We start from the raw sequence: 26333 nt of genomic DNA on the forward strand, positions 1-26333 counted from the left end.
CGGGCGAGCGATGGCTTGCTGACCGGTCGCTGTCGACATTGCCCTTTGGTGGCGGCATCCGCCGGGAATTCAGCTGTTTCGGGCAATTTTGTTTGCTTGCCCACGGCAACGATCGATGATCGCGATTTGGCGCATCACCGAACGCAATTGTTCCGGGCCGACAGTGCGTGTCGGCCGGTTCCAGAGCGCCGGCGGTTACCGGTTCGACGCAGTATTCCTTGGCGTCGCTATTGTCGAACATAGCCTGTTCCCTCGCAATCATTTGCAGGACTTGCCGCAGCCGCACGTCTCACGCGCATTGGGGTTATCGAAAACAAAGCCGGATGTTTCGAGCCCAGTGACGAAGTCCACGGTCATGCCGGCGGCATGGGGTTGGGAGCCTCTATCCATGAACACCTTGAGCCCATCTCGCTCGATGATCGCATCGCCCTCACGTGAGACGCTCTCCAGGCCCATTGAGTATTGGAAGCCGGTGCAGCCGCCGGCATGGACCATGATGCGAAATCCTTCCGCCGGCTCGCTGGCGCGGTAAAGAGCGGCCTTGATGGCGGCAACAGCGTTGTCGGTGAGCGTAATCATGGCTCGATTTCTCCTCGGTCCGGCGTTTTCGCGGATCATCTCGCATGGACCGTGCCAAAGGGAAGACGTGTCAAAAACCGTAGGACATCCCGACGTCTCTTATGCTCGATTGCTGGGGAGACGTCCGACAACCGACACTTACTGTCGGGTTTGTCGCGTCCGCGTCACAGGAAGGGCGCCTGAGTTCGCGATGCACTCACGCGTAAAGCAATGAACAGAGCCAAAGATGTTCAGAGCTTGCCGCGGAGCAACTGGCACGATTTTTGTGAAGCCTTCGTTGCGGCGGCAAAATTGCCGGCCGATTCACCTTTGGGTTGCCCTCGCAATCGAAGAACGAAGGAAAGCAATATGATCCATCAGACCCGCCTTAAGTGGGAAAGCAGCACCGCCGGTGGTACCCGAATGCTCGATCGGCCGATTGGCGCCGACCACCCAACAATCGCTCTCTACCGGCGATTGGCCGCTGACCGCCCGGAGACAGGATTCGACTGGCATGTGCCTGACGATCGATCGCGTCCGCCGTGCACACCCCTGAGGCCCGTTTTTCGATCGATCGTCAAAAGAAGAACGGGGCAGGGGTAAAAACATGGATCAGCGCAAGAAGCGGTCGCCCAACGAAATCCGGCGTGCGTGGGAAGTCTGTCCGAACATTCCCGCGCGTGATTTCGCCGCCCAATTGGCCATTTCGGAAGCGGAACTGGTCGCGGCCCATTGCGGTTTCGGCGCGGCACGCATCGACCCGCGCATGAATCACCTTCTGACGGGCCTCGAATTCGTGGGCGAAGTGACGGCGCTGACCTGCAATCAAGGTGCCGTGCACGAAAAGATTAGCGTCTTCAACAGAGTGATAACCGGCAACAATCACGCCATGGTCCTTGGTGACGAATTCGACCTTCGCGTCTTCCCGCAGGCTTGGAGGTATGGTTTCGCTGTTGAAAGGCGCCATCGCGGCGGAATCCAGCGCAGTTTGCAATTCTTCGACGCCGCCGGCGCAGCAGTGCATAAGGTGCATCTCAGGCCGGTCTCCAACCTTCATGCCTATCGAAAGCTGGTGGCCGAGCTCGTATCCGCCAACCAGGAGCCGACCATGTCGCTTAAGGCGAGAGTAGCCGACCTGGGGGCGAGGACTGCGGACTGGGCCGGCACGGTGGACGACCTACGCGAGTACTGGAGCCGGCTGACTGACGTCAACCTTCTAAAGACGCTCAAGCTCAGCCGCTGCCAGGCTTTGCGCATGGTCGGCCAGGATTACGCTTGGCTGCTCGACAATGCCGCAGTTGGCGCCGTGCTCCAGCGTGCGGCCGAAGACGAATTGCCGATCATGTGCTTCGTCGGCAACCGAGGTTCTATCCAGACCCATTCCGGCTTAATCAAGTCGGTCAAGCAGATCGGGCCGTGCATCCATGTGCTGGACGAAACGTTCCGGCTGCATCTCAGGACCCACCAAATCCGTGAGGTTTGGGCCGTGCGCAAGCCGACCAATGACAGTCACGTCACCTCGCTCGAAGCATATGGGTCCGACGGCAAGATCATCATCCAGTTGTTCGGTGCGCGCAAGGAAGGCGAACGCGAGCGCGACGACTGGCGGGTTCTGGCGGAAAACCTGCCTCGTTTCCCCGACAGCTACATGAGAAAAGACCGATCGTCGTCGGTGGGACGCCGGCGCCCATCTGCCTCCGCAGCCAGTAGCCGGGCATTGAAGCCGAGACCGGGGACACGATGACGCAATAAGCGCGCTGTATTATCGCAACGCGATGAGCAGGAAGCAATTTGGCGCTGCCCCATCGACCGCATGGTTACGACGAAGCCGCGGCCTTTGGGCCGAGCTCAGAGGTGACAATAGCGTGAACGCCGCCGACCGTCACTCCCCACCAGGCGGTCAGGTTTTGCGGTTGGGGCCGAGCAAAAATACTGTCAAGACAGCGAGGAACGTGGCAACCGCGCTGTAGACAAAGACACTGGCAATACCCGTGTGATCCACCAATAGGCCACCGAAAGTTGTGCCGGCTGCGATGGCCACTTGGAAGGTTATGACCATCAGTACACCAGCGCTCTCGGCCTGTTTCGGAGCGGCGCGTAGCACCATCCATGTCTGCAATCCGACCGGGACCGCGCCAAAAGCAAAGCCCCATACGGCAACTGCAATTGCCGAGGTCAAGGCCGATGCTCCCATGGTCAGGAGCGAGACAGCGGCTACGGCAATGAGCAGGGGCGGCAGGGCCGCGACCGCCTTGAGACTGTGTTTGGTGAGGAATGCGCCGGCTAAATTGCCGAAGACGCCGGCCGTGCCAAAAGCAAGGAACACGAGCGGGATTGACTTCTTTTCGAGCGCAGGAACGCTCTCGAGAAAGGCGCGGATGTAGGCGAAGCTGGCAAAATGGCCGGAAGCGACCAATAGCACGACTAGCACCGCAACCTTCATCGCCGGATTCTTCGCGACATCCAGCGGACTGCGGAATCTGCGCACTTCGATCGGAGGCAGTGGCGGAATGGTTACGAGTTGCACGAGCAGCGCAACGGCACTCACGATTGCGGCGACCTTGAACGAGGCTCGCCATCCCCAAATGTCACCGACATAAGCGCCGATTGGAGCCGCGCAGACGGAGGCGACAGAAACGCCGGTGAGGATGATCGACATGGCGCGCGGCATGAGGTGACTTGGAACCAGCCGCATCGCCAACGCTGCCGAAATTGACCAAAAACCACCAAGCGATATGCCAAGGACGACGCGTGCCGCCAGCAAAACCGGCAGCGACCCCGCAACCTCTGCCAGAACGTTCGACAGGATCAGCAGGAGCGTCATCGCCCAGATGACGACCCTGCGGTCCAGACGCTTTGTCACGAAGGCGATTATCGGTGCCGAGATCGCCGCGACGATTGCGGTCGCTGTTAGCGCCTGTCCAGCCGTGCCCGTGGTGATACGGAGATCATGCGCGAGCGGTGTCAGAACGCTGGCGGGCAGAAACTCTGCCGTCACAAGCCCGAAGGTGCCGAAGGAAAGCGAAATGATGGCACCCCATGCAGGGCCAGAACGTTGATAGAGACTTTCTGGGTCAAGCCGATCTCGGTCGAACAAAGCCGCGTCCACTAAATCTGTCGCCGATTCGGTCATGAATGAGTTCTCCGGCTAGTGTTGCAGCAGGGGTGGCTACATCGCCGGGGATCAAAGCCGCGAGACCTTCCGGCGGCGGCCAGTCGGCATCAGTCGAGGCCTCGGCGCCCGACGCATCCGAGGCCTCATCGGAGGGCCGACGGACCCAACCGTCGACAATGCGGGAGAGTTCTCGGCGCGGTCGCATCGATCGCATTCGTGAAGTGCGGTCTGTTCACTGCGAACCAAGCAAGCCGAACGCGGTGTCCTCGATTGAGGCCTTGATGGGGGGATGATCGACGATCTCTATATTGCTTTGAAGCAGGAAGTTCCGTCGCCATATGTGGTTATCCTGGCAGCCAGAATTGAGCGGTTGTCGCAAGCACCAAGGCGGTCGCAATGAGTGCAACGAGGCGGAAGTCTGATGGATGGCTGCGGTTCGATGGCCGCGCGATCGACAAAATTGAGGTGATGAGTTATCCCTTTTGAAGCCGTTGCTCCCAATTCTGGGATAAGGTAATTGCAGGCGGTCCCAGCAACGTCGGGCGGCCTTTTTGGTGATCGAATTCATGGGACGACACTCTCGGTCCGTGACGCATCTGCGAATGACTGCGCAAGTTCCGTGCCATCAACGACAAATCTGGCTCTGCTGAGCGGGTGGTGGAGGCACGAGCGTGGTCTATCCCAAGAGCTTGCCGCAAGGTTGTTCGAAGTTGAGGTGCCGGATAGACCGCAAATATGTCGGGCGGCCTGGGGTTGGCCAACACGAAGATGCGCAAGTTCAAAAGGACGAGCTGAACCCTTGCCGATATCCGTCCGAGGCTGATCTGGAGAAGGTCAAGAACTGCGTCTTGAAGGCTTCCGCCGCACCGGCAAATGCGAAGCCAAGGTGCTGGGCAAGATGGACAGGGCCATCCAACCCGTCGACTGGACGCTCATTAATGGCGTCGGTGTGGCTCTGTAGCTGGCGAGAAAAACGCCCTGCTGAAAGACAAAAGCTCGTGTGACCGGCTCTGAAGGACGGCCAATGAGGCATGCGAGGAGAGGCTATAGTCCATTCGTGTAGACTGATCTTGTCCCACGGAGGCGGCTAACCACCCCGCCAGACATCATCGAGGGGAGCGCCACTAGGCTCACCCCAAGTGTTGGTCGTTTCCACCTGGTGACCTCGGCCAAGTCACCAAGCCGCTTAGCGCAAGCTTTCGAACTGGATGCTCCCCGGGCACATGATCGGCTAGCGATCTGGAGTTGCCCCTATTTGACCGGACAGCCGGCTATTTAGTTTGTGCCCTGATGAACTCCCTCGGGGAGCGCATTTTGAGCCCTGAGTGAGGATGGTTCTCGTTGTAGTCCTCGAACCACCCGGCGATCTTGCCGAGCGCGGTGACCGCATCCGGCAAGGCATTGATGCGAACATAGTCGCGTTTGAAGGTTTTGACGAAGCTCTCCGACATGCCGTTCGACTCCGGGCTTTGGACTGGCGTGAAGCAGGCAATGAGATTGAGCGCGGTGGCGAAGTCGCGCGTCTCCTTGGCGGTGTAGGCGCTGCCATTGTCTGTCAGCCATTCGAGCGGCGCCGGCGCTGCAAGGGCGCCGAACCGGCTCTCGACGGCCTCCAGCATCATGTCCCGGACCATGCCACCGCTGATGCCCGATCCGACGACGGCATGCCACGCGATGATCTCGCGGTCGTGGGCATCGATGATGAACGCGATCCGGATGAGGTCCCCATTCCAGCACGAGATTTCAAACCCGTCGGAACACCAGCGCAGGTTCGAGCGCATGACGATGACCTTGCCGTCGTGGACACGGCCGGTTCTGCGGCCCGTGTGCCTGGCCAGCAGCATGCCGTTCTGGCGCATGATGCGGAAGACCCGCTTGTGATTGACGGGCGGGCTGCCGGCCTTGGAAAGGTCCCGGTTCGCCAGGGCCGTAATGCGGCGATAGCCATAGGTCGGGCGCTCGTCGATCAGGCGGCGGACCAGCTGCACCAGCGCGTCGTCCTCTTGTTTGCAATAGGGGCTGCGGGGCTTCTTCGCGCGATGCACCTTGTCATGGAGATGGGAGCGGGCCACCCCGATTGTCTCGGCAACCGCCTTCATCGGGAACCGTCCCTCGGCTGCGACAAGAGCCGCAAGCTCGGTTTTTTTGACTCCGACTTTGCCAACGTCTCCTTGAGGATCTCGACCTCCATCGTCTTGCGGCCGAGCAGCCGTTCGAGGTCGCGAACGCGCTCCTCCAGCCGTCGCACTTCCGAACTCCCGACCACAGGCTCGTCCGATCCCACCGCCGCCGCTCCGCCTTCCGTCAACAGACGGCGCCAACGATACAGCAGATTTGGCGCGACGCCACGTCGCCGGGCGACCGACGACACCGTCTCACCCGGAAGAAAACTTTCCTCGATGATCTGAAGCTTCTGCTCGGTCGTCCAGTGTCGGCGCCGTGCCTCACCGGTGATCAGTTCGATCCGTCGATAATCGTCAGCCATAAGCCTGTGCTTGAGGATAGCCTCAAGCCTCCCGCGTTATGCCAACTGTCCGGTCGAAACGGGGGCCAGTTCACGATCCCACCAGTTGAGTTGCTCCAAGTCGGTGTCTAGCTTTCTACATTCTGTGTCCGACGCTGGACAAGAATGTTGCAATCCCGACCAGTAAGTCAGCACAGGCGCCACCTGTTGCCCAGCAAAACGGCAAGGATTATCGAAAGACGAATTCGGCACGGAGCTTGCACCAACGATTGCATGCAAACGACAGCATCTCATGAACGGTCTCTCGATTCTGGCGCGGTTAAATCGCGGCCGGTTCCAGATCATGTCCCGCCCGAAATGGTGAGGGACTTCAACCTGTTTACGTCGCCCGGCATGTTGCCGACGGCTAACGGGGATCCGCATGCAGCGGTTGCTTGCGTTCATGCCGGGCCTCCGATCTTTTATTCAACCAGCAACACGCGCGACGGTCGGGGTACCTGGGTCATCACTCGCGCGAGCGACCAGCGCCGGGTGCTGCAGGACACCGAAACGTTTTCCAGCCATCGCAGCATCTTCGCCTCTGTGCTCGGCGAGAGCTGGCCGATGATCCCGCTTGAGCTCGATCCGCCATTCCACGGTGTTTTTCGCTCATTGCTCAATCCGCTGCTTTCGCCAAAGCGGGTAATGGCATTGGAGCCGGCTGTCCGGGAACGAGCGATCAAGCTGATCGACAGGATCGCCGCATCAGGCACGAGCTGCGACATCATGAAGGATTTTGCAGTTCCGTTCGCGGTCAATATCTTCCTTCGCTTTATTGGGCTTTCGGACGACGGACTAGAAACATTTGTCGGCTGGGCTAGAGATCTGCTCCACGGCGATAAGGAGCAACGACCACCCGCAGCCCGGGCGATCGTGGCCTTCATCGACGAACTTGCCACCGAGCGCCGCAAGGAGCCGGTCGATGATTTCATGACCTTCATCGTGAAGGCAAAGGTCGAGGGTCGTCTGCTCAGTGACGAAGAAGTCCGTGGCATCGGCGTGCTTGTGTTCGTCGCGGGACTCGACACGGTCTCAGCAGCCATATGCTTCGACTTGGCCCATCTCGCGCGCAACCCCAAAGATCAGGAATTGCTACGAAGCGAACCTGACCGGATTGCCGTCGCTGCGGAAGAATTGCTGCGCGCCTATTCGACCATTCAGATGATCCGAGTGGCAACGAAGGATGTCGACTTCAAAGGCGCGCCGATCCGCAAGGGAGATTATGTTTCCTGTGCCACGATGATTGCCAATCGTGACCCGGCGGAATTCGAATGCCCGAATGAGATCGATCTGGCGCGCGAGGACAACCGGCACGCTGCCTTTGGCTATGGTCCCCATCGTTGTCTTGGCTCACACCTTGCCCGGCGGGAGATTGTCATTGGCCTGGAGGAGTGGCTGGCGCGCATCCCAGCCTTTCGGATCAAGACAGGGACTGAACCTATCACCTTCGGCGGCCATGTGTTCGGGATCGAGAATCTGATCCTGGACTGGTCCTGAAGTTTCAGCCAACGACATTGGAGTTCGCTATGCGTGTCGTCGTACATAAAGCCAGATGCCAGGGTCATGCGCGCTGCTGGGCGCGGGCGCCGAGAGTCTTCAAGCTTGATGACGCCGGCTACATCTTGCCCGGTGATATTGATGTTGCCGATGGGGAGCAACTGCTTGCCTCAAAAGGGGTACGAGCCTGCCCCGAACAAGCTCTGGAAGTTGACGAGCCCCCCGCTAACTCAGTTGTAGAGAGAGACACACGCAAAGTGCAGACTGGCATCGGGAAGGACAAAACAATCATACAATTCGCGACAGACCCTGTCGACCACGCGAAAATTACCGAACTGCGTGACCGAGAGGCGATCCGCAACTGCCTGTATCGGTACTGCCGCGGGATAGACCGCGCCGATGAGGCGGCGCTGCGTAGCGCATACTGGCCCGAAGCGTATGACAGGCACGGTCCCTATTGCGGACCGGCAGAGGACTTCATCCAATTTGCTCTCGGTCTGCCGGGGCACCGTAACATCCATCAAATCACGAACAGCCTGATCGACTTCATCAGTTCAGCAGAGGCCGCGGTCGAGAGCTATTTCACCGCGCTGCAACGCGGACCGGATACAGACCAAGAAATACGTCAGACGCTGCTTTGCGGCCGTTACTGCGATCTGTTTCAGAAGAGGCAGGACGAGTGGCGAATTGCGGAACGGACAGTCGTCTACGATTGGGTTGAGGAGCAAATCCCGCCAGCGATTCTTGAGGCAGATAGGTTCGGCCGGCGACAGCCGATTGGAGCACCACATCCAGACGATCCCATCTACCAGTTGCTCAAGGGTCACATCCCCACCGACCAAGATGGCGTCGAGGGTCCCCAACTGGGAGCTGCATAAGTGGGTAGAAATGGAGGATGAGCGCCCTACGGGAACGACATCTGTGTGGGGCCGCAACTGGCGGTCACTGGAACGATTTGGCTCGGCCCTTCATTCCGCCCAAGGTTGATGGGCTGAGATCACAAGCGGTCATCGTGGAGAAGCTCTCGTGAAACTGGCAGCACGCACCGTAATCATCACAGGCGCTGCGGGCGGGATCGGCCGTGCCCTGGTCGATATCCTTGCCGCGGACGGAGACACTGTAGTTGCGGTGGACCTTCCGGGCAGTGGTGTGGTTGAACTGGCTCGGGATCTCGGGTCGCCGCACGTCGGTCTGGAGTGCGATGTGTCGCGAGAGAAGGACATGCTCTCACTTTTCGGCCAGGTCGAAGCACGCTTCGCGCAAATCGATGTCCTCATCAACAATGCGGCGGTTGGACCCACGATGGATAGGATCATCGACACCGCTGTCGATACCTTCCGACGCGGCGTGACAGTGAACCTTATTGGGCCATTCGTTATGGCCAGGGAAGCGGCGCGGCGCATGAAGCCGGGCGGTGCGATCGTCAATGTGGCTTCGATGGCGGGCGTGGTCGGCAATCCCAGGCGCAACGCCTACGCAGCCTCGAAAGCTGGCGTGATCTCGTTGACAAAATCCCTTGCATGCGAGTGGGCTATGCGAGGAATCCGCGTCACGGCGGTGGCGCCGGGCTCCGTCCGCACCCCAATGGTCACAGAACTGGCACGCGCTGGCAAAATGGACCTCGCGGCGATACGCCGCCGCGTGCCGATGGGGCGCTTGGCTCGCCCCGACGAGATCGCCAGGGTCGTGCGTTTTCTGAGCAGCACGCAGGCGCGCTACATCACCGGCTCGGTGCTGGCAGTCGACGGAGGCTGGATGTCATTCAACCAGCCGGGGGATGCTCACCCGCCGGTGGGTGGTGCGCTTCAAGCCGAGCTCTCCTGTCCGGCCGAATGCACAGATGCGCGAATCGTGCTCGTCACCGGTGGCGCAAAAAGCATTGGCGCGGCCGTCGCTCGCCGCTTTGCCGCGAACGGCGACACCGTCGTGATTGCTGATAAAGATGGCACTGCAGCGGCAGAGCTGGCTACATCGCTCCCCGGCAAGCATCTGGCGAAATCGCTGGACGTGGCCGTCGAGAGCGATGTGGTGTCGATGTTCGAAGAACTGAGGGGACGCTTCGGGTATATCGATGTTCTGGTCAATAGTGCTGATACCGCCGACAGGATTGTGCCTGCGATCGAGCAACTGTCGAAACAGCTCGAACACGTCCTGGATGTCAACCTTACCGGCGCCTTCACCTGCGCGCGCGAAGCGATCAAGGCTATGCGCCCGGGCGGCGTGATCCTCAATCTCGGGTCGATCGACAGCTTTCTGCCGTTCGCGCCGCGCCATGCCTACGGCGCCTCCAAGGCGGGGATGGATATGCTGACCCGTTGCATGGCGGCCGAACTCGGGCCGGTCGGAATTCGGACAGCCACCGTCGCTCCTGGCCACATCCGCACGCCCGCACTTGCTCAGTTGGCCAAAGCCGGCCGCATCGACCTGACAGCAATCGGACGACGCATCCCCATGGGCAGGATGGGACGGCCAGAAGACGTCGCAGATGCATCGTTCTTCCTTGCTTCGTCTGACGCCTCATACATCAACGGCTCGATCCTCTACGTGGACGGCGGCTGGACCTCGTTCGGTGATGCGGGAAACGCCAGCGAGCTCTATGACGAATGTTTTGCGGAGGCCGCAGGTTAATTGCCAGGCCTTCCCAGGGCGACCGGCCGAGCATTATGAAGCCTCGGCTCCACGACGCACCTGAGGTGCTTGAGATCCAAGCATGCGCATGCCGAGCACATTCCCGGTCGGCTGACGTGTCCATAACGAGGAGAAATCATGGAATTTGCCACTTTCATTCTGGCCGCCCAGCGTGGCTATCACCAATCCTCAGAAAGCGTCATCCGCAACTCCATCGAACAGGCCGTCGCTTCGGAGCAGGCTGGGTTCAACACCGCGTGGTTTGCTGAGCACCACTTCAACAATTACAGCCTCATACCATCCCCGCTGATGATGGTGGCGCACTGCGCCGGCTTGACAAGCACGATTCGCCTGGGCACTGCCGTCTGCGTGCTGCCGCTTTACCAACCGCAGCGCCTGCTGTCCGAGATCGGCTTCGCCGACATCGTTGCGAACGGCCGTCTCGAGCTCGGCGTAGGCTTGGGATACCAGCAGTTCGAGTTCGAACGGTTCGGCGTGGACATCGATGAGGCGCCGGCCGTCTTTTCGGAATACCTGGACATCATTCTCAAGGGCCTCAACCAAAACGTCTTCGAACACGACGGCCAATATGAGAAGATCCCCCCAACAGCGATTTCGGTCCGCACAGTCCAGCAGCCGACGCCGCCTATCTGGATCGCTGGCGGAGCCGCACGGATGGCTCGGGCCTACCGCGAGGGGCACAATTTTTTTGTCACAGCCTTCCACGACGGCTTAGAGACTTTGACCACACTGCGTGAATCAGTCGAGAGGGCGGCGGCATCCGAGGAAAAGAACGTCACCGACGTCAAGATATCGCTGCTGCGCTGCTGCTATGCCAGCCACGACGAGTTGGAGATCAACAGCTATCTCGACAATGCCCGCTTCCAGCGCCGGCTTTCTGAAGCCCTGCATCAGCGCCGCCAACAGAGCCACGATGGCTACCTGCTGCAGGAGACACCGACCCAGCAGGATCTGTCCTTCGAGACCATGCGCAAAAATTTGCCGATTGGCAGCGTAAATCGCGTGATTGATCGCCTGCTGGAAGAGATCGATATCTTGAAACCGGACCAGATCGCAGTTCAGACTCAATTGGGCGACTTCGACCAAAAGACGATGCTGCGCCAGATCGAGCTCTGGGGCGACAAGATCATCCCTGCGGTCAACAAGGCGCTTTGTCATGCCGGAAGCTGAAGCCGGCCGTTACGATGATGGCTGCCTATCCAGCGCGCAATGGCGTGGGTCCGAGCTAGGGAGGAGCTTCGATCAGCATGTGCTGCCCTGCGTACATTCACGTTCGCTTGAGGAGGTCCAGGCGGGCGAGGTGTTGGCGACGGAGGGGACAGGCCTTTCGTCTGTCGAATTGCGTGATGTCTTGGCCGCAACTTTCCCGTCTACCTCCAGCAGCGTATTCGCTTTGGAGGAGTTGAGCGAGCCCGAGCCGGAACTGGAAGAGGAACTGCTACGCCGGCTGCTGCTAGCGCATGCTGCGCCGGCCGACCCGGCGAGCGCCCGCTTGGCCAAGATCATCGCCCGGCGTGCGATGCGCATGGACCATCTTTGGCGGGATCTTGGCCTCTCAAATCGCGCTGAGCTCAGCCGCCTGCTTGCCAGACATTTTCCCGCGCTGGCGGCAGGCAACACAGAAAACATGAAATGGAAAAAGTACTTTTACCGCAAGCTGTGTGAGGCCGAAGGCTTTTCGTCATGCACAGCACCCAGTTGCGGGGAATGCCATGACTTCGAAAGCTGCTTCGGCCCGGAGGAAGTTGAGAGTTGCCTCTCGCCGACCACGAATGTCGGTTAGTCACTTCGCTTGATCGCAGCTGCGGACAAACGCTTATCGCGGCGCCGTCGTATGGAGGAAGGGATGTTCATCGCCTCGCGATATTTGGTGACGGTACGGCGAGCGACATCGATGCCGGTCTCCTTGAGTTGAGCAACGATGTCTTCGTCGGAATGTACCTTGTCGAGCGATTCTTCGGCTATGATTGCCTTGATCCGATGGCGGACAGCTTTGGCGGAGTGCGCATCGCCGCCCTCGCAGGATGCGATTGGCGCAGCGAAAAAATACTTCAGCTCGAACACCCCGCGCGGAGTTAACATGTACCTGTTCGAAGCCACCCGGCTTACCGTCGACTGGTGCATGCCGATCTCGTCAGCGACATTTTTGAGACAGAGAGGCCGCAGATGGGCGGCGCCGTGTGTAAAAAAGGCATCCTGCTGGCGCACGATTTCGTTCGCAACCTTAAGGATCGTCTTAGCGCGCTGCTTGAGACTGCTGATCAGCCAGTTCCCTGTTTCCTGGCAATGGTCGAGAAACGCTTTGCCTTCCGGATTTTGCTTGGTCAGCTGCGAGATTTCGGCGACATAGGTGTGGTTGATCAACACTTTGGGCAGCGTGGCCGGATCAAGCTCCACCCGCCATCCACCTTCGGACGAGGGCATTACCCAGACGTCCGGTACGATGGTTTCCGGCGTCCCGGACTGGAACCGGTCTCCAGGCTTGGGATCGAGCGCGCGGATTTCGTTCCTCATGTCGAGGAGATCCTCCTCGTCGACTCCGCAACGCTGCTTCAATCCCTGAAAATCCCCCCGTGCAAGCATCTCGAGATTGGCGACCAAAGCTGCCATAGCCGGGTCGAACCGGTCTTGCTGGCGCAGCTGAATCTCCAGGCATTCGCTGAGAGTTCGCGCAAAAATGCCCGGCGGATCAAATTGCTGCAAGATTCCGATGACCCGTTCCACATCAGCTTGCCGAACGTTTAACCTCCTGGCCAGATCGAAAAGGTTTACCTGAAGATAGCCAGTGTCCTCCAGATGAGCGGCGAGCTGTCCGGCAATCAGCCGCTCCTGGGGGGTGAACGGGGTGAGGGCGACCTGGCGGGCGACATGGTCGTGCAATGTTTCGGTGTGGGCGGTAAACTCCTCGACGGCAGGTCGATCGTTGCCGCTACTGCGTTGCGACTTCCATTGCCCGCGCCCGCCAGACGGCCCGCCAATGGGCGATTCGCCGATTTCGCTTCTGCTTTGACTGCTCCGCTGATCCACCCCTGGCAGCGGCGAATCGTCGTCAAACGGGTCAGGCTTCAAAACGGGGTTCTTCTCGAGTGCCTGCTGCACGAGCTGATGGAGTTCAGTATGCGTCAATCGCAGCAAGCGAATAGCTTCAATGGCTTGAGGCGATAAGACCATACGTTGCTTCTGGCGTTGAAGCAGGCTTGCTGAGAGATGCATGTTGAACCGTGATCTGCCGAGGAGGCTCTAGTGTGTGCTTGGGTTGTGTGAGACTTTCCACTTCTGGGTCATGCCGCCGCCTTCAATTTGTCGAGAACGTTTTGCGGGGATGAAACGCCATAGGGGTCCGTCTCGCAGTTGTCACAGAAGCCTTCCTCCTCGAACCACTGCTCCACCACGCCATCGTCGATCAGAGCGGCGTATCGCCAGGAGCGCATGCCAAAGCCCAGATTGTCCTTCGCGACCAGCATGCCCATTTTGCGCGTGAACTCGCCCGACCCGTCTGGGATCAGCTCGATCTTCTGCAGCCCCAAGGACTTTCCCCACGCATTCATGACGAAAGCATCGTTGACCGAGACGCAGTAGATCGCGTCAATTCGCAGTTCCAGAAATTGATCATAGAGTTTTTCGAAATCGGGCAGTTGGAAGGTCGAGCAGGTCGGGGTGAAGGCGCCAGGCAGCGAGAACAGGATGATGCGCTTGCCCCCGAAATAATCGTCGGAGGTCTTGTTCTCCCACCGATAAGGATTTGGCCCCCCGATCGACTCATCGCGAACACGCGTGCGAAAGGTCACGAGAGGAACGTTCTTTCTATAGGTCATTGATTTGCTTCCAGGCCAAAGTGATACGGTGCATTTTTCGGTTAAACTGAAGCGGCATCGACTTCGGTCGACAGTTCCGGCAGCCTCGCGCCTTGGCGTGGTTGCCTCGGACCGGTCTTGTGCAAGACCGCCCCCGAGCAGGCACGTTTAACGGCGACGAGCTTCCGCGGAGACGGGGAATTTTGCTCGCGTGCTTTATCGAGCTTTGAGAGGTAGGCATGGTCTGCAACCGTGATTTTGACTGCGTTCTATCGACCGAGTCGCAAGCGCCATGCCAATTGACCCGATGCCTTGGGTTCACTTCGGTTTTTGCAGCAACTTTCGTGTTGTGCAGTAATGCCGGTCGATATTATTGCTCAAGCAGCACTGGAAATTGGGTGCGACTCCGTTCGGCAAACCCGGCCTTTGTCCGAAGCCGGACACGAATGTCGCAAATAGCCAAACGCCAGGATCTGGGGCGGGTTAAGAAACGTTGCCGTGGGCACCGGCTTCAGCACAATTGCGCCCCGCGAGCATGGCTCCCAGCGTCAATGCCGTGCAGCAGCGAGACGAAGTCACTGCAGAATATCAACCTCTGCGAAGTCGTTGAAACCCAGCATGTGCGAGCCGTTCGAGGCGAAGATCAAGGCATGCTCGAGGAAGAGCTCGTGCTCTCGGCAGCAAGTGTTGCGACGTCTGACAAGGATCGTCGCGCTTCAAGGAAAAGAACCTGAATGGTGCACGGCTTGTGAAGGCCGGCGCATGGAAATGGCTGGGCTGATCATCCTCCATGAGGGTTGAATGAAGAGCTGGCCCCTATCTCCCTCAGCTGCAACGGGGGGAAATAGGGCATGTCCGTCTATCGCGCTGGGTAACATTCCTCGGTGAGGCAATAAGGGGGAGCAATTTCTCATTTCGGCAGACACGACCCAGCTCTCCTTTCATGCGCTGATTCCCCCAGGGGAAATCGCGACTCCAGGCTTCCTATGCAGCGAATCGCGGTGCTGTCCGATGTCCGACAATGTCGGATGCGGATCGTAGCTGGGCTAGATCCGTCACTTTGCCTCGATGGTTTCCCACTGGCCTTATATCTGCTTCGCCCAAATGCGGCGACATAACCTGTGCGGCATCTGTGAATGGATCGACTTCAATCGAGACCTCGGAGGTCCCGATGCGCGAAGGGAGCTTGCCGATATGACGGCCACCATAGCGAACCACGGTCCGGACGACGAGGGGACTTGGATCGGCGGGCCTGCGGCGCTGGGACACCACCGCCTGGCAATCATCGATATCCAGGGCGGCCGCCAGCCGAGGATGCTCCAGGAGGATGGCCGACCTGACTTGGTGCTCGTCTACACGGGTGAGACTTACAACTACCGCGAGCTGCGTCAACAGCTGGCCGGCCTAGTCCATCGCATGAACACGAACAGTGACACCGAGGTGGTGCTGCACCGCCCCCGCGAGTAGGGCTCTTCGGCGGGGACACTTTTTTCACGAAATCCGTGAATGTTTCTCGCGACATCATCCCGCAATCGGTGGTGCAGCGGGTGAAGAGCCCGTATCCGGCTATCCAGAATGCCGCCTACGACAAAATACTACGTACGCGGTTCACTGTGATGCTGGACGACCTAGTGCCGGCAGTGGCACCGCTGTTGTCCGTCGACAGGTCCCGCGCTTGCTCGGTGCGACCAACAACCTTAAGCGCTAGGGCGTAACCTGACCCTGCAAGATCTCCTCACCGACTATAAGGTGCGCCTCACGATCTGAGACGATGGGACAGGATGGCTAAGGAGGTGCGCCGTCTTGCATGCCCCGCCAGCGAGGCGAACCCTCTTGGCTACGCGCGCCACCAGCGACGCTCCATATCGTCAGGCCTGCGTCTCATGCTCAGATGAGCCGGTATTTGGCTCTCTCATCAGCAAACCGAGAGAGCCCATGCCAAGACGGAAGCAAGCAAGACGAACGAGCGTCAGAGATATCCTGCGCCTGACCCATAAACAGGGCAGTCCGGTGGGCCAGGTGGCAGAGCAACTGAGGTTCGGCAAGACTTCGGCTTCCACCTATCTGCGGGCGCTGGAGACGGGCTGTCGTGCAGGCCCTGCATGCGGCTTTGAGGACGATGCGATGTTGAAACACCGTCTGTTGCGCCGAATCGGCCGTCGGCCAAACGTTGGGTCGTCATCAGGTTCTCGACAGCTTCCCGGTGTCAAATCCAAACCGTGGTCGGCGATCCCCACCAGGGTGGGAAGGCAGCGCTGATATAGCCGAACGTCGATCAAGTCACGATCAACGATTGCCTCATGTCACATGCCCTGCGGGACTGAAAAACGGAGAAGAACATGTGCGATGCAAAACTGAAGACCGTGCTTTCGCTTTTTTCGCCGGTGGCCAGCAAATTAGATGCTCTCTCGTCCAACGGACCAGCGACGGATGCAAATTGCGTTAAGCTAAATACGAACGAGAACCCGTTTCCGTTGCCGAAGAGCGTAATGCAAAGTGCAATTGCTGCGATCGAACACCAGTATCTTTATCCGGAAGACGACAATCTCAGCTTAAGGGCAGCTGCCTCCGATGCTTACGGATTTTCCAAAGATCAGGTGATTGCCGGCAACGGTTCGTCGGAGCTGCTCGGACTCATCTACAGAGCTTTCCTCGCCCCAGGAGATAGAGTGGCAATGCTGTCGCCCGGATTTTCGTTCAACCGTAAACTTGCCATGTTGCAGGGTGCCGAGTTTCTCGAAATCGCATCGAGCGAAGCTCATCCCCTGCCGATAGAAAAACTGCTGTCCGGCCCCGCAAAAGACGCGAAGTTCATTCTGTTGGCTAATCCGAACAATCCGACCGGAACATTCGTGCCGGTGGCCGAAATCGAACGCCTTGTGGAGCAAGCAGATCGCTTGATCGTCTTGGATGAGGCCTACGTTGACTTCGCACCCGACAATGCCCTGCGCCTCGTCAATAGACATCCGAATCTTTTGATCTTGAGGACTTTTTCAAAGAGCTATGCTGCCGCTGGCGTGCGAGTCGGCTTCGGTTTCGGTCACCCAGAAATCATTGGCAGGCTGCGCAACATCCAGAATGTCTTCAACATGAACGTGATCGGGCAGGCGGTCGGGAAAAGCATTCTTGCGCATCGCCACGCCTACGAAGAGAACCACAGGCACATCAAGCATGAACGACAGCGAGTGACCCTGGCGCTGTTGCAACTTGGCTTTTCCGTAACACCCTCCCACGCAAACTTTTTGCTGGCCCGTGTGCCGGCGGGACAGGAGGGCTCATGCTGGCAAGCCGCGTTGAAAGAGCAGGCGATCCTCATCGCCAGCTTTCCTGACGTAGATTTGAAGAACTGTATTCGCGTCAGCATTGGCACCACAGAGCAGATGGACAAATTCCTTGCTGCCGCCGAACGCGTCTGTATGAACTTTAAGAAGAATCGCGGTGTTCACAAGCATGAAGTCGATTCACATTAAGCATCAAGTAATAGGTGTTGATATGTCGTGAGCTATGATTTTATCGAACAAATAATTGGTAATTTGGAGAGCAATTAATTGAAGAAAATTTCCGCTTCGGGCCTGACCTTCGGCATCTTCGATCATCTGGACGAAAACGGCGATGACATCGCACAGCAATATGCAGATCGGCTGAGCCTAGCAGAAGCGTGCGATGGCTTTGGCTTTTATGCGTATCATCTCGCCGAGCACCACTGTACCCCGCATGGCAGAGGTCCATCACCGAATATGTTCTTAGCGAGCGTCGCCCAGCGAACCCGCAGTCTTCGTGTTGGTCCCATGGTAATGCTACTTGCGCTCTATCATCCGCTGCGTGCCTTCGAGGAGATCTGCATGCTTGATCAGTTGAGCGGCGGCAGGCTTGAACTCGGCATAGGGCGCGGCTCTGCTCCCACTGAATTGGGATACTTCGGGGTTGCTGTAGAAGCAGCACCAGAACAGTATGCGGAGGCCAGTGAGATTCTCATCAATGCGATGAAAGGCGGGACGCTTTCTTATCAGGGCCGCCACTTTGAGTTGAAAGATGTTCCGCTGACGTTGAGACCTCACCAATATCCCCATCCGCCGACATGGATCGCCACCAATCGACCCGAGCCGGCTAGCTGGGCCGCTGCGAATGGGGCAAACATCGCCTGCGTCGGACCCTCCACTTCTGTTCGCAGCGTTACCGACGCGTTCCGCGCCGCCCGAATTCACGATGCTGACATTGGCCAGCAAGCGCCATTTCTTGGATTGCTCCGAATGGTGGTGATAGGGCGTTCTGAAACAGATGCGTATTTGCTCGCAGCACCTGCCTATGAACGATGGCTCAATAGCTTCAAATTTCTATACGAACTAAATGCCATTTCCACTCCACCAAACTTGCCTTTGAACTTCGATGCAGCAATTGAAAGTGAATTGTGCGTCGTGGGAACGGCAGATTCTGTCCGAAAAGCTCTCCTTGATCAGCTGGAAGAGGCAGGTGCTAATTATCTTCTGTGTCAACTGGCATTTGGAGATTTGCCGCTGGATGCCTCACTATACACCGCATCGGCCATTCGATCCGAAATCATGGCTCGAGTTGCCGCATCGTGAATCCGTCGTGTGATTGGAGGAGCAGCGGCAGCGCTGCTCCTCATTGCGAAACGGTTGTGGGGGCCGGACTCCTGTGTCAGGTGTAAACCATTGGAGCACGTCCTATCTGATCCAGGTCATATCCTGCGGCTTTGAAGTAGTTGGCACATTCGGCTGGGGTGAAGAGGTCGACGACCGCGCCGAGGCGTCCTGACCTTGCCCCTCTGATCTAATCCGGTTTGAAGTTCGTTCTGGCCCATCCAGAGGACCAGGACATGAAACGCAGCCGCTTCTCTGAAGAGCAGATCATCGGAATTTTGAAGAAACACGAGGCCGGGGTATCGGTTGGCGATCTGTGCCGCAAGCACGGGGTCAGCGACGCCTCGATCTACAATTGGAAGGCCCGCTTCGGCGGGATGGATGTCTCCGAGGCTCGGCGACCTGAAGGCGCTGGAGGACGAGAACACGCGCCTGAAGCGGCTTTTGGCCGACGCCATGCTCGACAATGCCGCGTTGAAGGACCTTGTGGGAAAGAAATGGTGACGCCCGCCGCCAAGCGGAAAGCTGTCGCTCGCCTGAAGGAAGGCTTCGGGATGAGCGAACGGCGGGCGTGTAAAGCCATCGGCTGTTGCCGCATGACGGTTCGCTACCAGACCAGCAGGCCGGACGACCGGGAGGTTCGCGAGCGGATGAAGGCGATCGCGCAGGAGCGTCGCCGGTTCGGCTACCGGCGTCTTCTCGTGATGCTGAGGCGGGAGGGCCTGGTCGTGAACCACAAGAAGCTGTTCCGGCTCTATCGGGAGGAGAAGCTCGCCGTTCGCCGCCGTGGCGGCCGCAAGCGGGCGATCGGGACCAGGGCGCCGATGCTGGTGCCGCTGAGGCCCGACGAGCGCTGGTCGCTCGACTTCGTATCGGACCAGCTCACCGACGGGCGCCGCTTCCGCATCCTGGCCGTCGTCGACGACTGCACGAGACAGTGCCTGGCACTCATCGTTGATACGTCTCTCTCGGGCATGCGGGTTGCCCGCGAATTGGACCGGCTCATCACCAGCGCGGCCGGCCCAGGATGATCGTCAGCGACAATGGCAGCGAGTTCACCTCGAACGCCATCCTCTCCTGGGCGGATCAGAACCGCGTCGAATGGCATTACATTGCGCCCGGCAAGCCGATGCAGAATGGCTTCATCGAGAGCTTCAACGGCCGACTGCGCGATGAACTGCTCAACGAGACGCTGTTCACCTCGCTGGCTCAGGCGCGCGTAGCCATCGCCCTGTGGCACGCCGACTACAACACCGCGCGGCCGCACTCCCCCCTGGCAGACCCCGGCCAAGTTCGCCAGCACCTTCAATCCGCGACGGTCGCTCGCGCTGCGCTATGCCAAGGGCTCCGCGCCAGCGCCCGTCGCTTCACCCGCCCAGCAGGGCACAACCCACGCCGGAAACGAACTCAAAACTGCTGGGGCAACGTCAGTCTCATAGAGCCTTGATGGTTATCTCGGCCTTTGCTCGCAGCAGCGCCTTAGGTTGGGCGAAGGCGTTCTCAATCGGATTGAAGTCGGGACTGTAGGGCGGCAGGTAGAGCAGGCTCGCCTGCGGCCTCAATCGCGCCGCGCAGGGTTCTCCAGGCGGATGTCGCCAATGTCAAATTTGCTGGCATCCATGTCGCCCTCGCCAACCGCACAAGCGAAGGCCAGAAAGCCAACATGTGTTCTGCGGCTTAATTAAGAGCCAGCCGATGTCGGCCGAACATCACCTTGTCTCGAAGTCGACGATCGGACAGCAGGTTGCGAAAGTTGGCGCGATGCGAAACAAACTGCTGAAGCGCTCAACTTTTATTGATCACGCGTGTTGGACGCGACGCACTCCCGTTCCAATCGGGCTGAGCGCAAATTCTCCCGGTTCACAAAACTGAGTCGCTGGAGTAGTGGGGGCGCAGAGAAATCTCCGGTCGCAGCCTTACCCGGTCAAAACAAGGATACCAATGATGAAGACTCTCGCCGTCTGCTCTGGCGGATTGGACTCCGTTTCCCTTGCTCACATGGTGGCAGCGGAGCACGAACTCACCGGCCTTCTATCTTTCGACTATGGCCAACGGCACAGGAAGGAATTGGGCTTCGCCGCTCTTTGCGCGCAGCGACTGAAGGTCCCGCACCAGATCATCGACATCGGCGAAATTGGCCGTGGCCTTTCCGGCTCAGCGCTGACTAGCAGTATCGACGTGCCGGACGGCCACTACGCCGAAGACACGATGAAGATTACGGTGGTGCCGAACCGCAATGCCATCATGTTGGCAATCGCCTTCGGTCTCGCCGCCGCCCACAGCGCCGAAGCGGTGGCGGCGGCCGTGCATGGTGGGGACCATTTCATCTATCCCGATTGCCGTCCGGCCTTCATTGAAGCTTTCCAGACAATGCAAGACCGCGCGCTCGACGGCTATGCGCAGATACGCCTCTATGCACCGTATGTGAATCTCAGAAAAGCTGACATTGTTGCGGATGGCGCAAGATACGGCACCCCGTTTGCTGAGACCTGGTCCTGTTACAAGGGCGGCGTGCGTCACTGCGGACGATGCGGGACCTGCGTCGAGCGGCGCGAAGCGTTCCATCTCGCCGGGCACGCTGATCCCACCGACTACGAGGACGCCGATTTCTGGCTTGAGGCGCTGCGCAGGAGGCGCGCGTAATGTTCCACATCAGCAAGGAATTCCACTTCTCGGCCTCGCATCAGCTCACCTCCTTGCCTCCCAACCATCAATGCGCGCGCCTGCACGGGCATAACTATGTCGTCGTAGTGCAGCTGTCGGCCAAGGAACTGGACGCCCACGGCTTCGTGCGCGACTATCACGATCTGGCGCCGCTCAAACGCTACATTGACGAGAGCTTCGACCATCGGCACCTCAACGACGTGCTGGGACATGAGAAGGTCACGGCGGAATGCCTGGCCAGACATTTCTATGAATGGTGCAAGGCACGTCTGCCGCAGACCGCGGCCGTGCGCGTTAGCGAAACACCGAAAACTTGGGCGGAATACCGTCCGTGACCGACATGCATCCCGCAATCCGTGTGAGCGAGATATTCGGGCCGACTATCCAGGGCGAGGGCGTGCTCATCGGCTTGCCGACGGTGTTCATCAGAACCGGCGGATGTGATTATCGCTGTTCATGGTGCGACAGCCTTCACGCGGTGGACAATCAGTATCGCCATGAATGGCTACCGATGCCGATCGATGCCGTGTGGCAAACCGTCCATGCGCTTTCCGGCGGCAGGCCGGTTATGGTCTCCTTGTCAGGCGGCAACCCGGCCATTCAGCCGTTCGGTCCCCTCATAGAACGCGGCCATCGCGAGGGCTATCGTTTTGCACTGGAAACGCAGGGTTCCGTGGTGAGGGAGTGGTTTGCGGATCTTGACGTGCTGACCCTTAGCCCAAAGCCGCCGTCCAGCGAGATGACGACCCGTTGGGCTGCGTTTGATGCATGCCTCGAAGCGGCGCAAGAGAAGCCGCAAATCGTGCTCAAGCTCGTCGTTTTCGACGAGAGTGACTATGCCTACGCCAAAGAAGTCGCGGCGAGATATCCGCACCTTCCGATCTATCTGCAACCCGGCAATCACACGCCGCCGCGCCCTGGCAGTGAAGACGCCTCTGTCGACTTGGACGGAATAATGATGCGAATGGAATGGCTTGTCGAAAGGGTGACTAGCGACAGGTGGTTCGAAGCCCGCGTGTTGCCGCAGCTGCACGTTCTGCTTTGGGGTAACAAGAGGGCGGTCTAGTCTGCGGCTTGCGTCGCACCGGAAGGCCGGGCTCCAACGGCTTGGCAGGCTCTCTTCGCGTGCCGAGTACAGCCGAGCTTTGTTCGCGTCAGCGGTCTCGCGATTGTGCGGCTGGAAACCGCCCGGACACCCCGCTGCCGGCGTGTGTCACCTTGACTCCGATGAGCTGTCGTCACGCAAAGTTGAAATCCGCAAGAACTGGCCTTCTCGCCCCACCTGCTCCGTCGCAAGCACGTCATCCCCTCATCCTTGTCCAGCTCTTATCGATGTATCTCATTGTCCGGCCTGACGCACGACTGTCAGCATGGGAATGCATCCATTGCGCAAATGCCTTCCATAAAGAAGATCGATTTCCTCACTGGCCCAACGTGAAATATAGCAACGTTTTCGTGGCGTCGTCGGCTGCGTCGGGAGTAGCGATGAAAACGTATTGGGGTCGCCTGCGTCTCCTTGGGCAGCGAGTGTAAAGTATAGCGATGCGGCCTCAGGCGCGCGGCAGCCGCGCAGTGATCACCTTCGCCTGTGCCTTTGCGGCGGGGGTCAAGCGCTGGTCTGCTCAAATTTTTTATCGTTTAGCTGGTTGAAACTGCCCCCGTTGCGGGCTGCAGAAGCCGGCCAGCCGAGAAACGGGAGCCGCACTTATGAAAGCACGCCAAGGCATGCGGGCATCCATCAGTTGCAAAGGACAATAGTGGCCGCGCCGATTGGCCATCACGCGTCCATTAGGGCAGCCACCAACATCAGTTCGCAAGAGGAGCAAAAGCAATATGTATCGTCGTCACCTGATCAAAGGGTTGGTTGCGCTCGGCGCATGCCGGATTTGCGTTCAAGCCGCCCAAGCGACCAGTGCCCATTGGGGGTACACCGGTCCGGTCGGACCGGAGCACTGGGCTGATCTGGATAAGGAAAATTTCGTATGCTCTGCCGGCACGCAGCAATCGCCGATCAATATCAACAGCGCGGTCAAGGCGGATATCCCGCATATCGCCATCGGCTGGCACAAGGGCGGCGGCAATATGGTGAACAACGGCCACACCATTCAAATCAATATGCCACAAGGCAGCACGCTGACCCGCGGCGATCGTGTCTACGAACTGGTACAGTTCCATTTCCATGCGCCAAGCGAACATCACGTGGCGGGCAAGAGCTTCCCGATGGAGGTGCATTTCGTTCACAAGGACACGCAAAGTGGTACTCTGGGCGTGCTGGGCGTCTTTTTAACGCCCGGCGCGACAAATGCCAGCTTTGCTGCCCTTGCTGCGGCCTTTCCCGAACTGCCGAATGGGGAGGTGACGATCGACGAGGTGAATCCCAACTGGCTTCTGCCAGCCTCGCTTGGCTATTGGACTTATGAAGGCTCACTGACGACGCCGCCGTGCACCGAAAACGTCGAGTGGATGGTGGCGATGGAACCGGTTGACGTTGATCCGGCAGACATCCAGCGATTTACCTCACTCTACCCGTCGAACGCGCGCCCTAGTCATTCACCCAATCGACGCTTCATCCTGCGCCAGAGTTGAGCGCCGCCCCAGCGGTTCCGCACGGTCCAACATTCTTGGCACAACTTGGCGCGAAGCCTCCTCTTCCGGTCTGGCGGTCTGACGGCGCTCCCCAAGCTGGCTAGTCTAAATGATAGGGATTCGGTGCCGGCACCACTCGTCCCAAAGACGTCGCGGCGAGGTTTGTCTGCAACCCGGCAATCACACGCCGCCCCGCCGTGGTAATGAAGACGTCTCTGTCGAGTCGGACGGAATATGATGCGCATGGAACCGCTGGTAGAAAAGGTGACCAGCGACAGGTGGTTCGAAGCCCGCGTCTTGCCGCAGCTGCACGTTCTACTCTGGGGTAACAAGAGGGTGGTGTATACCTTCTCCTAGCTTCGCCGCCAACTACTCGGTTTTCCGAATTGCTCTCTATATTCTTGAAGACGATGCGTTCGTTAAAGACATGTGCTGCGCACCTGGTGTAAAAGCTGCTCTCATCATGCAGAGGTCAAGCCAGTCGGGCTCATCCGAGGCTATGGCCGTGAGCACTGTTCAGTTCGGCAGAGAGGGCGCTTTTGTACACACTTTGCGATCGTGGCGGCCCCGTGGGCGCCTTTCGTGCAGCTTCCTCTGAACAAAACCACCGCTCGCCCTTCAATAGGTTGATGCGTGTCTCCCAGTAAGATTCCTGTCCAAGAACGTGATAATCTTCTTGCCAGTGTTGTAGCTGATGTTGCCCTTGATGCCGCAGCCTACCGCGGCGGGACCAAACTCAATGGCAAGCAGGCCGGCTAGGATCGTGCAGCCAGTCGCGAGCCTCGCCCACAACGGGGTCTCACGCGCATGAGGGCGCCGACCATGGGTTCGGCGGTTCATACGCGTATAACACGTATCTTTCTGAAAAAATCAATGCTCTCGGCTAAGCTACTGAATTATTTGGCTTCCATATAGCGCGTCGGCGGAACCAACTTGTAGACGGGCTATGAAAGGGTAAGCGCGGATGTCTATCGGCCGCCGGCGTTCCCGCTCTGTAAGCCTGCCTGAACTACCCGCGCCGCGGTCAAGCCCCAGGCTCCTGCTCATCCAGCGACCGCCCGATCAATGGCAGGCTGGAAAGACAAGAGCCGATGTCTTCCGATGGTCTCGCCATCAGCTTTGGGCTAACTTCCCCATTCTCCCGCTTCGAGCTCGACACACGGCGGTTTGGATGGCGCACGACAATCTGTGTCGGCTTTGTCGTGTCCGTGACAGACGCCTGAAAGGCCCGTTCGCGCGTTTTGCCGCCGTCTAAGCGGCTGGAATTTAATGACAAAGTTTCTTCTGGGATCGGCCGATCACGCTGGTACGCTTTTTGCGATGCTTGGTGTGAGGCGGCACGAGCTGCCTATCGGCACTTGTGTCGCGGGCAGTCGCGATAATTAGAACGAAGGAAGGAAAGCTATTATGTCAGGTCTGCGTCAGATCGCCTTTTACGGAAAAGGCGGCATCGGCAAGTCCACCACGTCCCAAAATACGCTCGCTGCCCTTGTCGACCTCGGGCAGAGAATCCTCATCGTAGGATGCGACCCCAAAGCCGATTCCACACGCTTGATCCTGAATTCGAAAGCTCAGGATACCGTCCTGGATCTCGCCGCACAGGAAGGCTCGGTGGAAGACCTCGAACTCCAGGACGTGCTCAAGGTGGGCTACAGAGGCATCAAGTGCGTGGAGTCCGGCGGCCCCGAGCCGGGTGTCGGTTGCGCCGGCCGCGGCGTCATCACCTCGATCAATTTCCTCGAGGAGAATGGCGCTTATGACGATGTCGATTATGTCTCCTATGACGTCCTCGGCGACGTGGTATGCGGCGGCTTCGCCATGCCGATCCGCGAAGGCAAGGCCCAGGAGATCTATATCGTCATGTCCGGCGAGATGATGGCGCTCTATGCCGCCAACAACATCGCCAAGGGCATCCTCAAATATGCCCATTCGGGCGGTGTGCGGCTGGGCGGGCTGATCTGCAATGAACGTCAAACCGACCGCGAACTCGATCTGGCCGAAGCACTGGCTGGCCGATTGAATTCCAAGCTCATCCACTTCGTGCCCCGCGACAACATCGTCCAACATGCCGAACTCAGGAAGATGTCGGTGATCCAGTACGCGCCGGACTCAAAGCAGGCAGGGGAATACCGCGCTCTGGCCGAGAAGATCCACGCCAATTCGGGCCAGGGTACGATCCCGACGCCGATCACCATGGAGGAGCTGGAGGAGATGCTGCTCGACTTCGGCATCATGAAGACCGACGAGCAGATGCTTGCCGAGCTTCACTCCAAGGAAGCGGCGAAGGCGGCGGCCCAGTAGTGACATTAGCGCTGCCATGAATCGGCGCGCCTTGCAGAGAACGGCGCCTATTCTTTGAGGCGTCA

At 58.9% G+C, this 26333-nt stretch carries 17 protein-coding genes and 6 pseudogenes; 17 read left to right on the forward strand and 6 right to left on the reverse strand.

Translation table 11 applies throughout. The features are described from left to right. Positions 1-258 precede the first annotated feature (258 nt). Positions 259-579 carry an iron-sulfur cluster assembly accessory protein gene (locus EN955_RS09090; RefSeq protein ID WP_024505241.1) on the reverse strand — a complete coding sequence of 107 codons (321 nt, stop codon included), beginning with the start codon at positions 577-579 and terminating at the stop codon, positions 259-261. A gap of 586 nt (positions 580-1165) precedes the next feature. Here EN955_RS09090 and EN955_RS09095 point away from each other — a divergent pair. Further along, positions 1166-2197: pseudogene (locus EN955_RS09095) on the forward strand (hemin-degrading factor); the annotation flags it as partial. A 261-nt stretch (positions 2198-2458) separates the two neighbouring features. Here EN955_RS09095 and EN955_RS09100 read toward each other — a convergent pair. After that, positions 2459-3691: an MFS transporter gene (locus EN955_RS09100; protein ID WP_024505243.1), complete on the reverse strand. Its 1233-nt coding sequence runs from the start codon at positions 3689-3691 to the stop codon at positions 2459-2461. Between the two features lie 1233 nt (positions 3692-4924). Beyond that, a pseudogene (locus EN955_RS09105) lies at positions 4925-6158 on the reverse strand (IS3 family transposase). A gap of 336 nt (positions 6159-6494) precedes the next feature. Between EN955_RS09105 and EN955_RS09110 the strand changes: the two are divergent. From EN955_RS09110 to EN955_RS09130, 6 genes and pseudogenes are all read left to right on the forward strand, one after another. Beyond that, positions 6495-7673: a cytochrome P450 gene (locus EN955_RS09110; protein WP_024505246.1), complete on the forward strand. Its 1179-nt coding sequence runs from the start codon at positions 6495-6497 to the stop codon at positions 7671-7673. Between the two features lie 29 nt (positions 7674-7702). Further along, positions 7703-7825: pseudogene (locus EN955_RS35300) on the forward strand (ferredoxin); the annotation flags it as partial. A 138-nt stretch (positions 7826-7963) separates the two neighbouring features. Further along, complete coding sequence (locus EN955_RS09115) at positions 7964-8551, forward strand: nuclear transport factor 2 family protein (RefSeq protein WP_050580531.1); 588 nt, start codon at positions 7964-7966, stop codon at positions 8549-8551. Between the two features lie 148 nt (positions 8552-8699). Further along, positions 8700-10301 carry an SDR family oxidoreductase gene (locus tag EN955_RS09120; RefSeq protein ID WP_024505248.1) on the forward strand — a complete coding sequence of 534 codons (1602 nt, stop codon included), beginning with the start codon at positions 8700-8702 and terminating at the stop codon, positions 10299-10301. Positions 10302-10439: 138 nt separating this feature from the next. Next, positions 10440-11492 (forward strand): LLM class flavin-dependent oxidoreductase, encoded by a 1053-nt coding sequence (locus EN955_RS09125; RefSeq protein ID WP_024505249.1) that lies wholly within the window; start codon positions 10440-10442, stop codon positions 11490-11492. Then, entirely contained in the window at positions 11479-12105 is a 627-nt protein-coding gene (locus EN955_RS09130) for a nitrogen fixation protein NifQ (protein WP_024505250.1), read from the forward strand. The genes EN955_RS09125 and EN955_RS09130 overlap by 14 nt, the downstream gene beginning before the upstream one ends. Here the strand turns inward: EN955_RS09130 and rpoN are convergent. Together rpoN and EN955_RS09140 are read right to left on the reverse strand one after the other, a co-directional pair. Continuing rightward, on the reverse strand, positions 12102-13535 hold the full coding sequence (rpoN, locus tag EN955_RS09135; RefSeq protein ID WP_024505251.1) for an RNA polymerase factor sigma-54: 1434 nt from the start codon (positions 13533-13535) through the stop codon (positions 12102-12104). The two genes, EN955_RS09130 and rpoN, sit on opposite strands and share 4 nt — an antisense overlap. Positions 13536-13603: 68 nt before the next feature. Further along, a complete protein-coding gene (locus EN955_RS09140) occupies positions 13604-14137 on the reverse strand; it encodes a peroxiredoxin (RefSeq protein WP_024505252.1) in 534 nt (177 codons plus the stop codon). 1173 nt (positions 14138-15310) lie between these two features. Here EN955_RS09140 and EN955_RS09145 point away from each other — a divergent pair. From EN955_RS09145 to EN955_RS09160, 4 genes and pseudogenes are all read left to right on the forward strand, one after another. Continuing rightward, positions 15311-15583: a hypothetical protein gene (locus tag EN955_RS09145; RefSeq protein WP_196815419.1), complete on the forward strand. Its 273-nt coding sequence runs from the start codon at positions 15311-15313 to the stop codon at positions 15581-15583. An 872-nt stretch (positions 15584-16455) separates the two neighbouring features. Continuing rightward, positions 16456-17586: a histidinol-phosphate transaminase gene (gene hisC / locus EN955_RS09150; RefSeq protein ID WP_127218593.1), complete on the forward strand. Its 1131-nt coding sequence runs from the start codon at positions 16456-16458 to the stop codon at positions 17584-17586. Positions 17587-17664: 78 nt separating this feature from the next. Beyond that, positions 17665-18699, forward strand: coding sequence for an LLM class flavin-dependent oxidoreductase (locus EN955_RS09155; RefSeq protein ID WP_081714418.1), 1035 nt, complete (start codon positions 17665-17667; stop codon positions 18697-18699). 254 nt (positions 18700-18953) lie between these two features. Further along, a pseudogene (locus tag EN955_RS09160) lies at positions 18954-20156 on the forward strand (IS3 family transposase). 6 nt (positions 20157-20162) lie between these two features. On the opposite strand, the pseudogene EN955_RS35305 reads toward EN955_RS09160, so the two are convergent. Continuing rightward, positions 20163-20292: pseudogene (locus tag EN955_RS35305) on the reverse strand (transposase); the annotation flags it as partial. 369 nt (positions 20293-20661) lie between these two features. On the opposite strand from EN955_RS35305, the gene queC reads away from it, so the two are divergent. The 6 genes and pseudogenes from queC to nifH all read left to right on the forward strand — a co-directional run bounded on the left by queC (position 20662) and on the right by nifH (position 26268). After that, positions 20662-21360 (forward strand): 7-cyano-7-deazaguanine synthase QueC, encoded by a 699-nt coding sequence (gene queC, locus EN955_RS09170; RefSeq protein WP_024505257.1) that lies wholly within the window; start codon positions 20662-20664, stop codon positions 21358-21360. Next, a complete protein-coding gene (gene queD / locus EN955_RS09175) occupies positions 21360-21716 on the forward strand; it encodes a 6-carboxytetrahydropterin synthase QueD (protein ID WP_024505258.1) in 357 nt (118 codons plus the stop codon). The genes queC and queD overlap by 1 nt, the downstream gene beginning before the upstream one ends. Positions 21717-21721: 5 nt before the next feature. Then, a complete protein-coding gene (gene queE, locus EN955_RS09180; RefSeq protein ID WP_164752747.1) occupies positions 21722-22447 on the forward strand; it encodes a 7-carboxy-7-deazaguanine synthase QueE in 726 nt (241 codons plus the stop codon). Between the two features lie 767 nt (positions 22448-23214). Beyond that, the gene (locus EN955_RS09185) at positions 23215-23967 is read left to right on the forward strand and encodes a carbonic anhydrase (RefSeq protein WP_024505260.1); all 753 of its coding nucleotides are present in this window, start codon (positions 23215-23217) and stop codon (positions 23965-23967) included. A gap of 160 nt (positions 23968-24127) precedes the next feature. Then, positions 24128-24324, forward strand: a pseudogene (locus EN955_RS35310) (7-carboxy-7-deazaguanine synthase QueE); the annotation flags it as partial. A gap of 1050 nt (positions 24325-25374) precedes the next feature. Then, positions 25375-26268: a nitrogenase iron protein gene (gene nifH, locus EN955_RS09200; protein WP_024505261.1), complete on the forward strand. Its 894-nt coding sequence runs from the start codon at positions 25375-25377 to the stop codon at positions 26266-26268. Positions 26269-26333 lie beyond the last annotated feature (65 nt).

The organism is Mesorhizobium sp. M7A.F.Ca.CA.001.04.2.1 (genome assembly GCF_003998485.1).
Lineage (GTDB): Bacteria > Pseudomonadota > Alphaproteobacteria > Rhizobiales > Rhizobiaceae > Mesorhizobium > Mesorhizobium ciceri.

What these genes read in the sequence shown, in the direction of transcription:
- EN955_RS09110 (WP_024505246.1), top strand. Translation starts at nt 6,495, where the DNA reads ATGGTGAGGGACTTCAACCTGTTTACGTCGCCCGGCATGTTGCCGACG.
- rpoN (WP_024505251.1), bottom strand. Translation starts at nt 13,535, where the DNA reads ATGCATCTCTCAGCAAGCCTGCTTCAACGCCAGAAGCAACGTATGGTC.
- EN955_RS09090 (WP_024505241.1), bottom strand. Translation starts at nt 579, where the DNA reads ATGATTACGCTCACCGACAACGCTGTTGCCGCCATCAAGGCCGCTCTT.
- nifH (WP_024505261.1), top strand. Translation starts at nt 25,375, where the DNA reads ATGTCAGGTCTGCGTCAGATCGCCTTTTACGGAAAAGGCGGCATCGGC.
- queC (WP_024505257.1), top strand. Translation starts at nt 20,662, where the DNA reads ATGAAGACTCTCGCCGTCTGCTCTGGCGGATTGGACTCCGTTTCCCTT.
- EN955_RS09145 (WP_196815419.1), top strand. Translation starts at nt 15,311, where the DNA reads ATGACGGCCACCATAGCGAACCACGGTCCGGACGACGAGGGGACTTGG.
- EN955_RS09130 (WP_024505250.1), top strand. Translation starts at nt 11,479, where the DNA reads ATGCCGGAAGCTGAAGCCGGCCGTTACGATGATGGCTGCCTATCCAGC.
- hisC (WP_127218593.1), top strand. Translation starts at nt 16,456, where the DNA reads ATGTGCGATGCAAAACTGAAGACCGTGCTTTCGCTTTTTTCGCCGGTG.
- queE (WP_164752747.1), top strand. Translation starts at nt 21,722, where the DNA reads ATGCATCCCGCAATCCGTGTGAGCGAGATATTCGGGCCGACTATCCAG.
- EN955_RS09125 (WP_024505249.1), top strand. Translation starts at nt 10,440, where the DNA reads ATGGAATTTGCCACTTTCATTCTGGCCGCCCAGCGTGGCTATCACCAA.
- queD (WP_024505258.1), top strand. Translation starts at nt 21,360, where the DNA reads ATGTTCCACATCAGCAAGGAATTCCACTTCTCGGCCTCGCATCAGCTC.
- EN955_RS09140 (WP_024505252.1), bottom strand. Translation starts at nt 14,137, where the DNA reads ATGACCTATAGAAAGAACGTTCCTCTCGTGACCTTTCGCACGCGTGTT.
- EN955_RS09185 (WP_024505260.1), top strand. Translation starts at nt 23,215, where the DNA reads ATGTATCGTCGTCACCTGATCAAAGGGTTGGTTGCGCTCGGCGCATGC.
- EN955_RS09100 (WP_024505243.1), bottom strand. Translation starts at nt 3,691, where the DNA reads ATGACCGAATCGGCGACAGATTTAGTGGACGCGGCTTTGTTCGACCGA.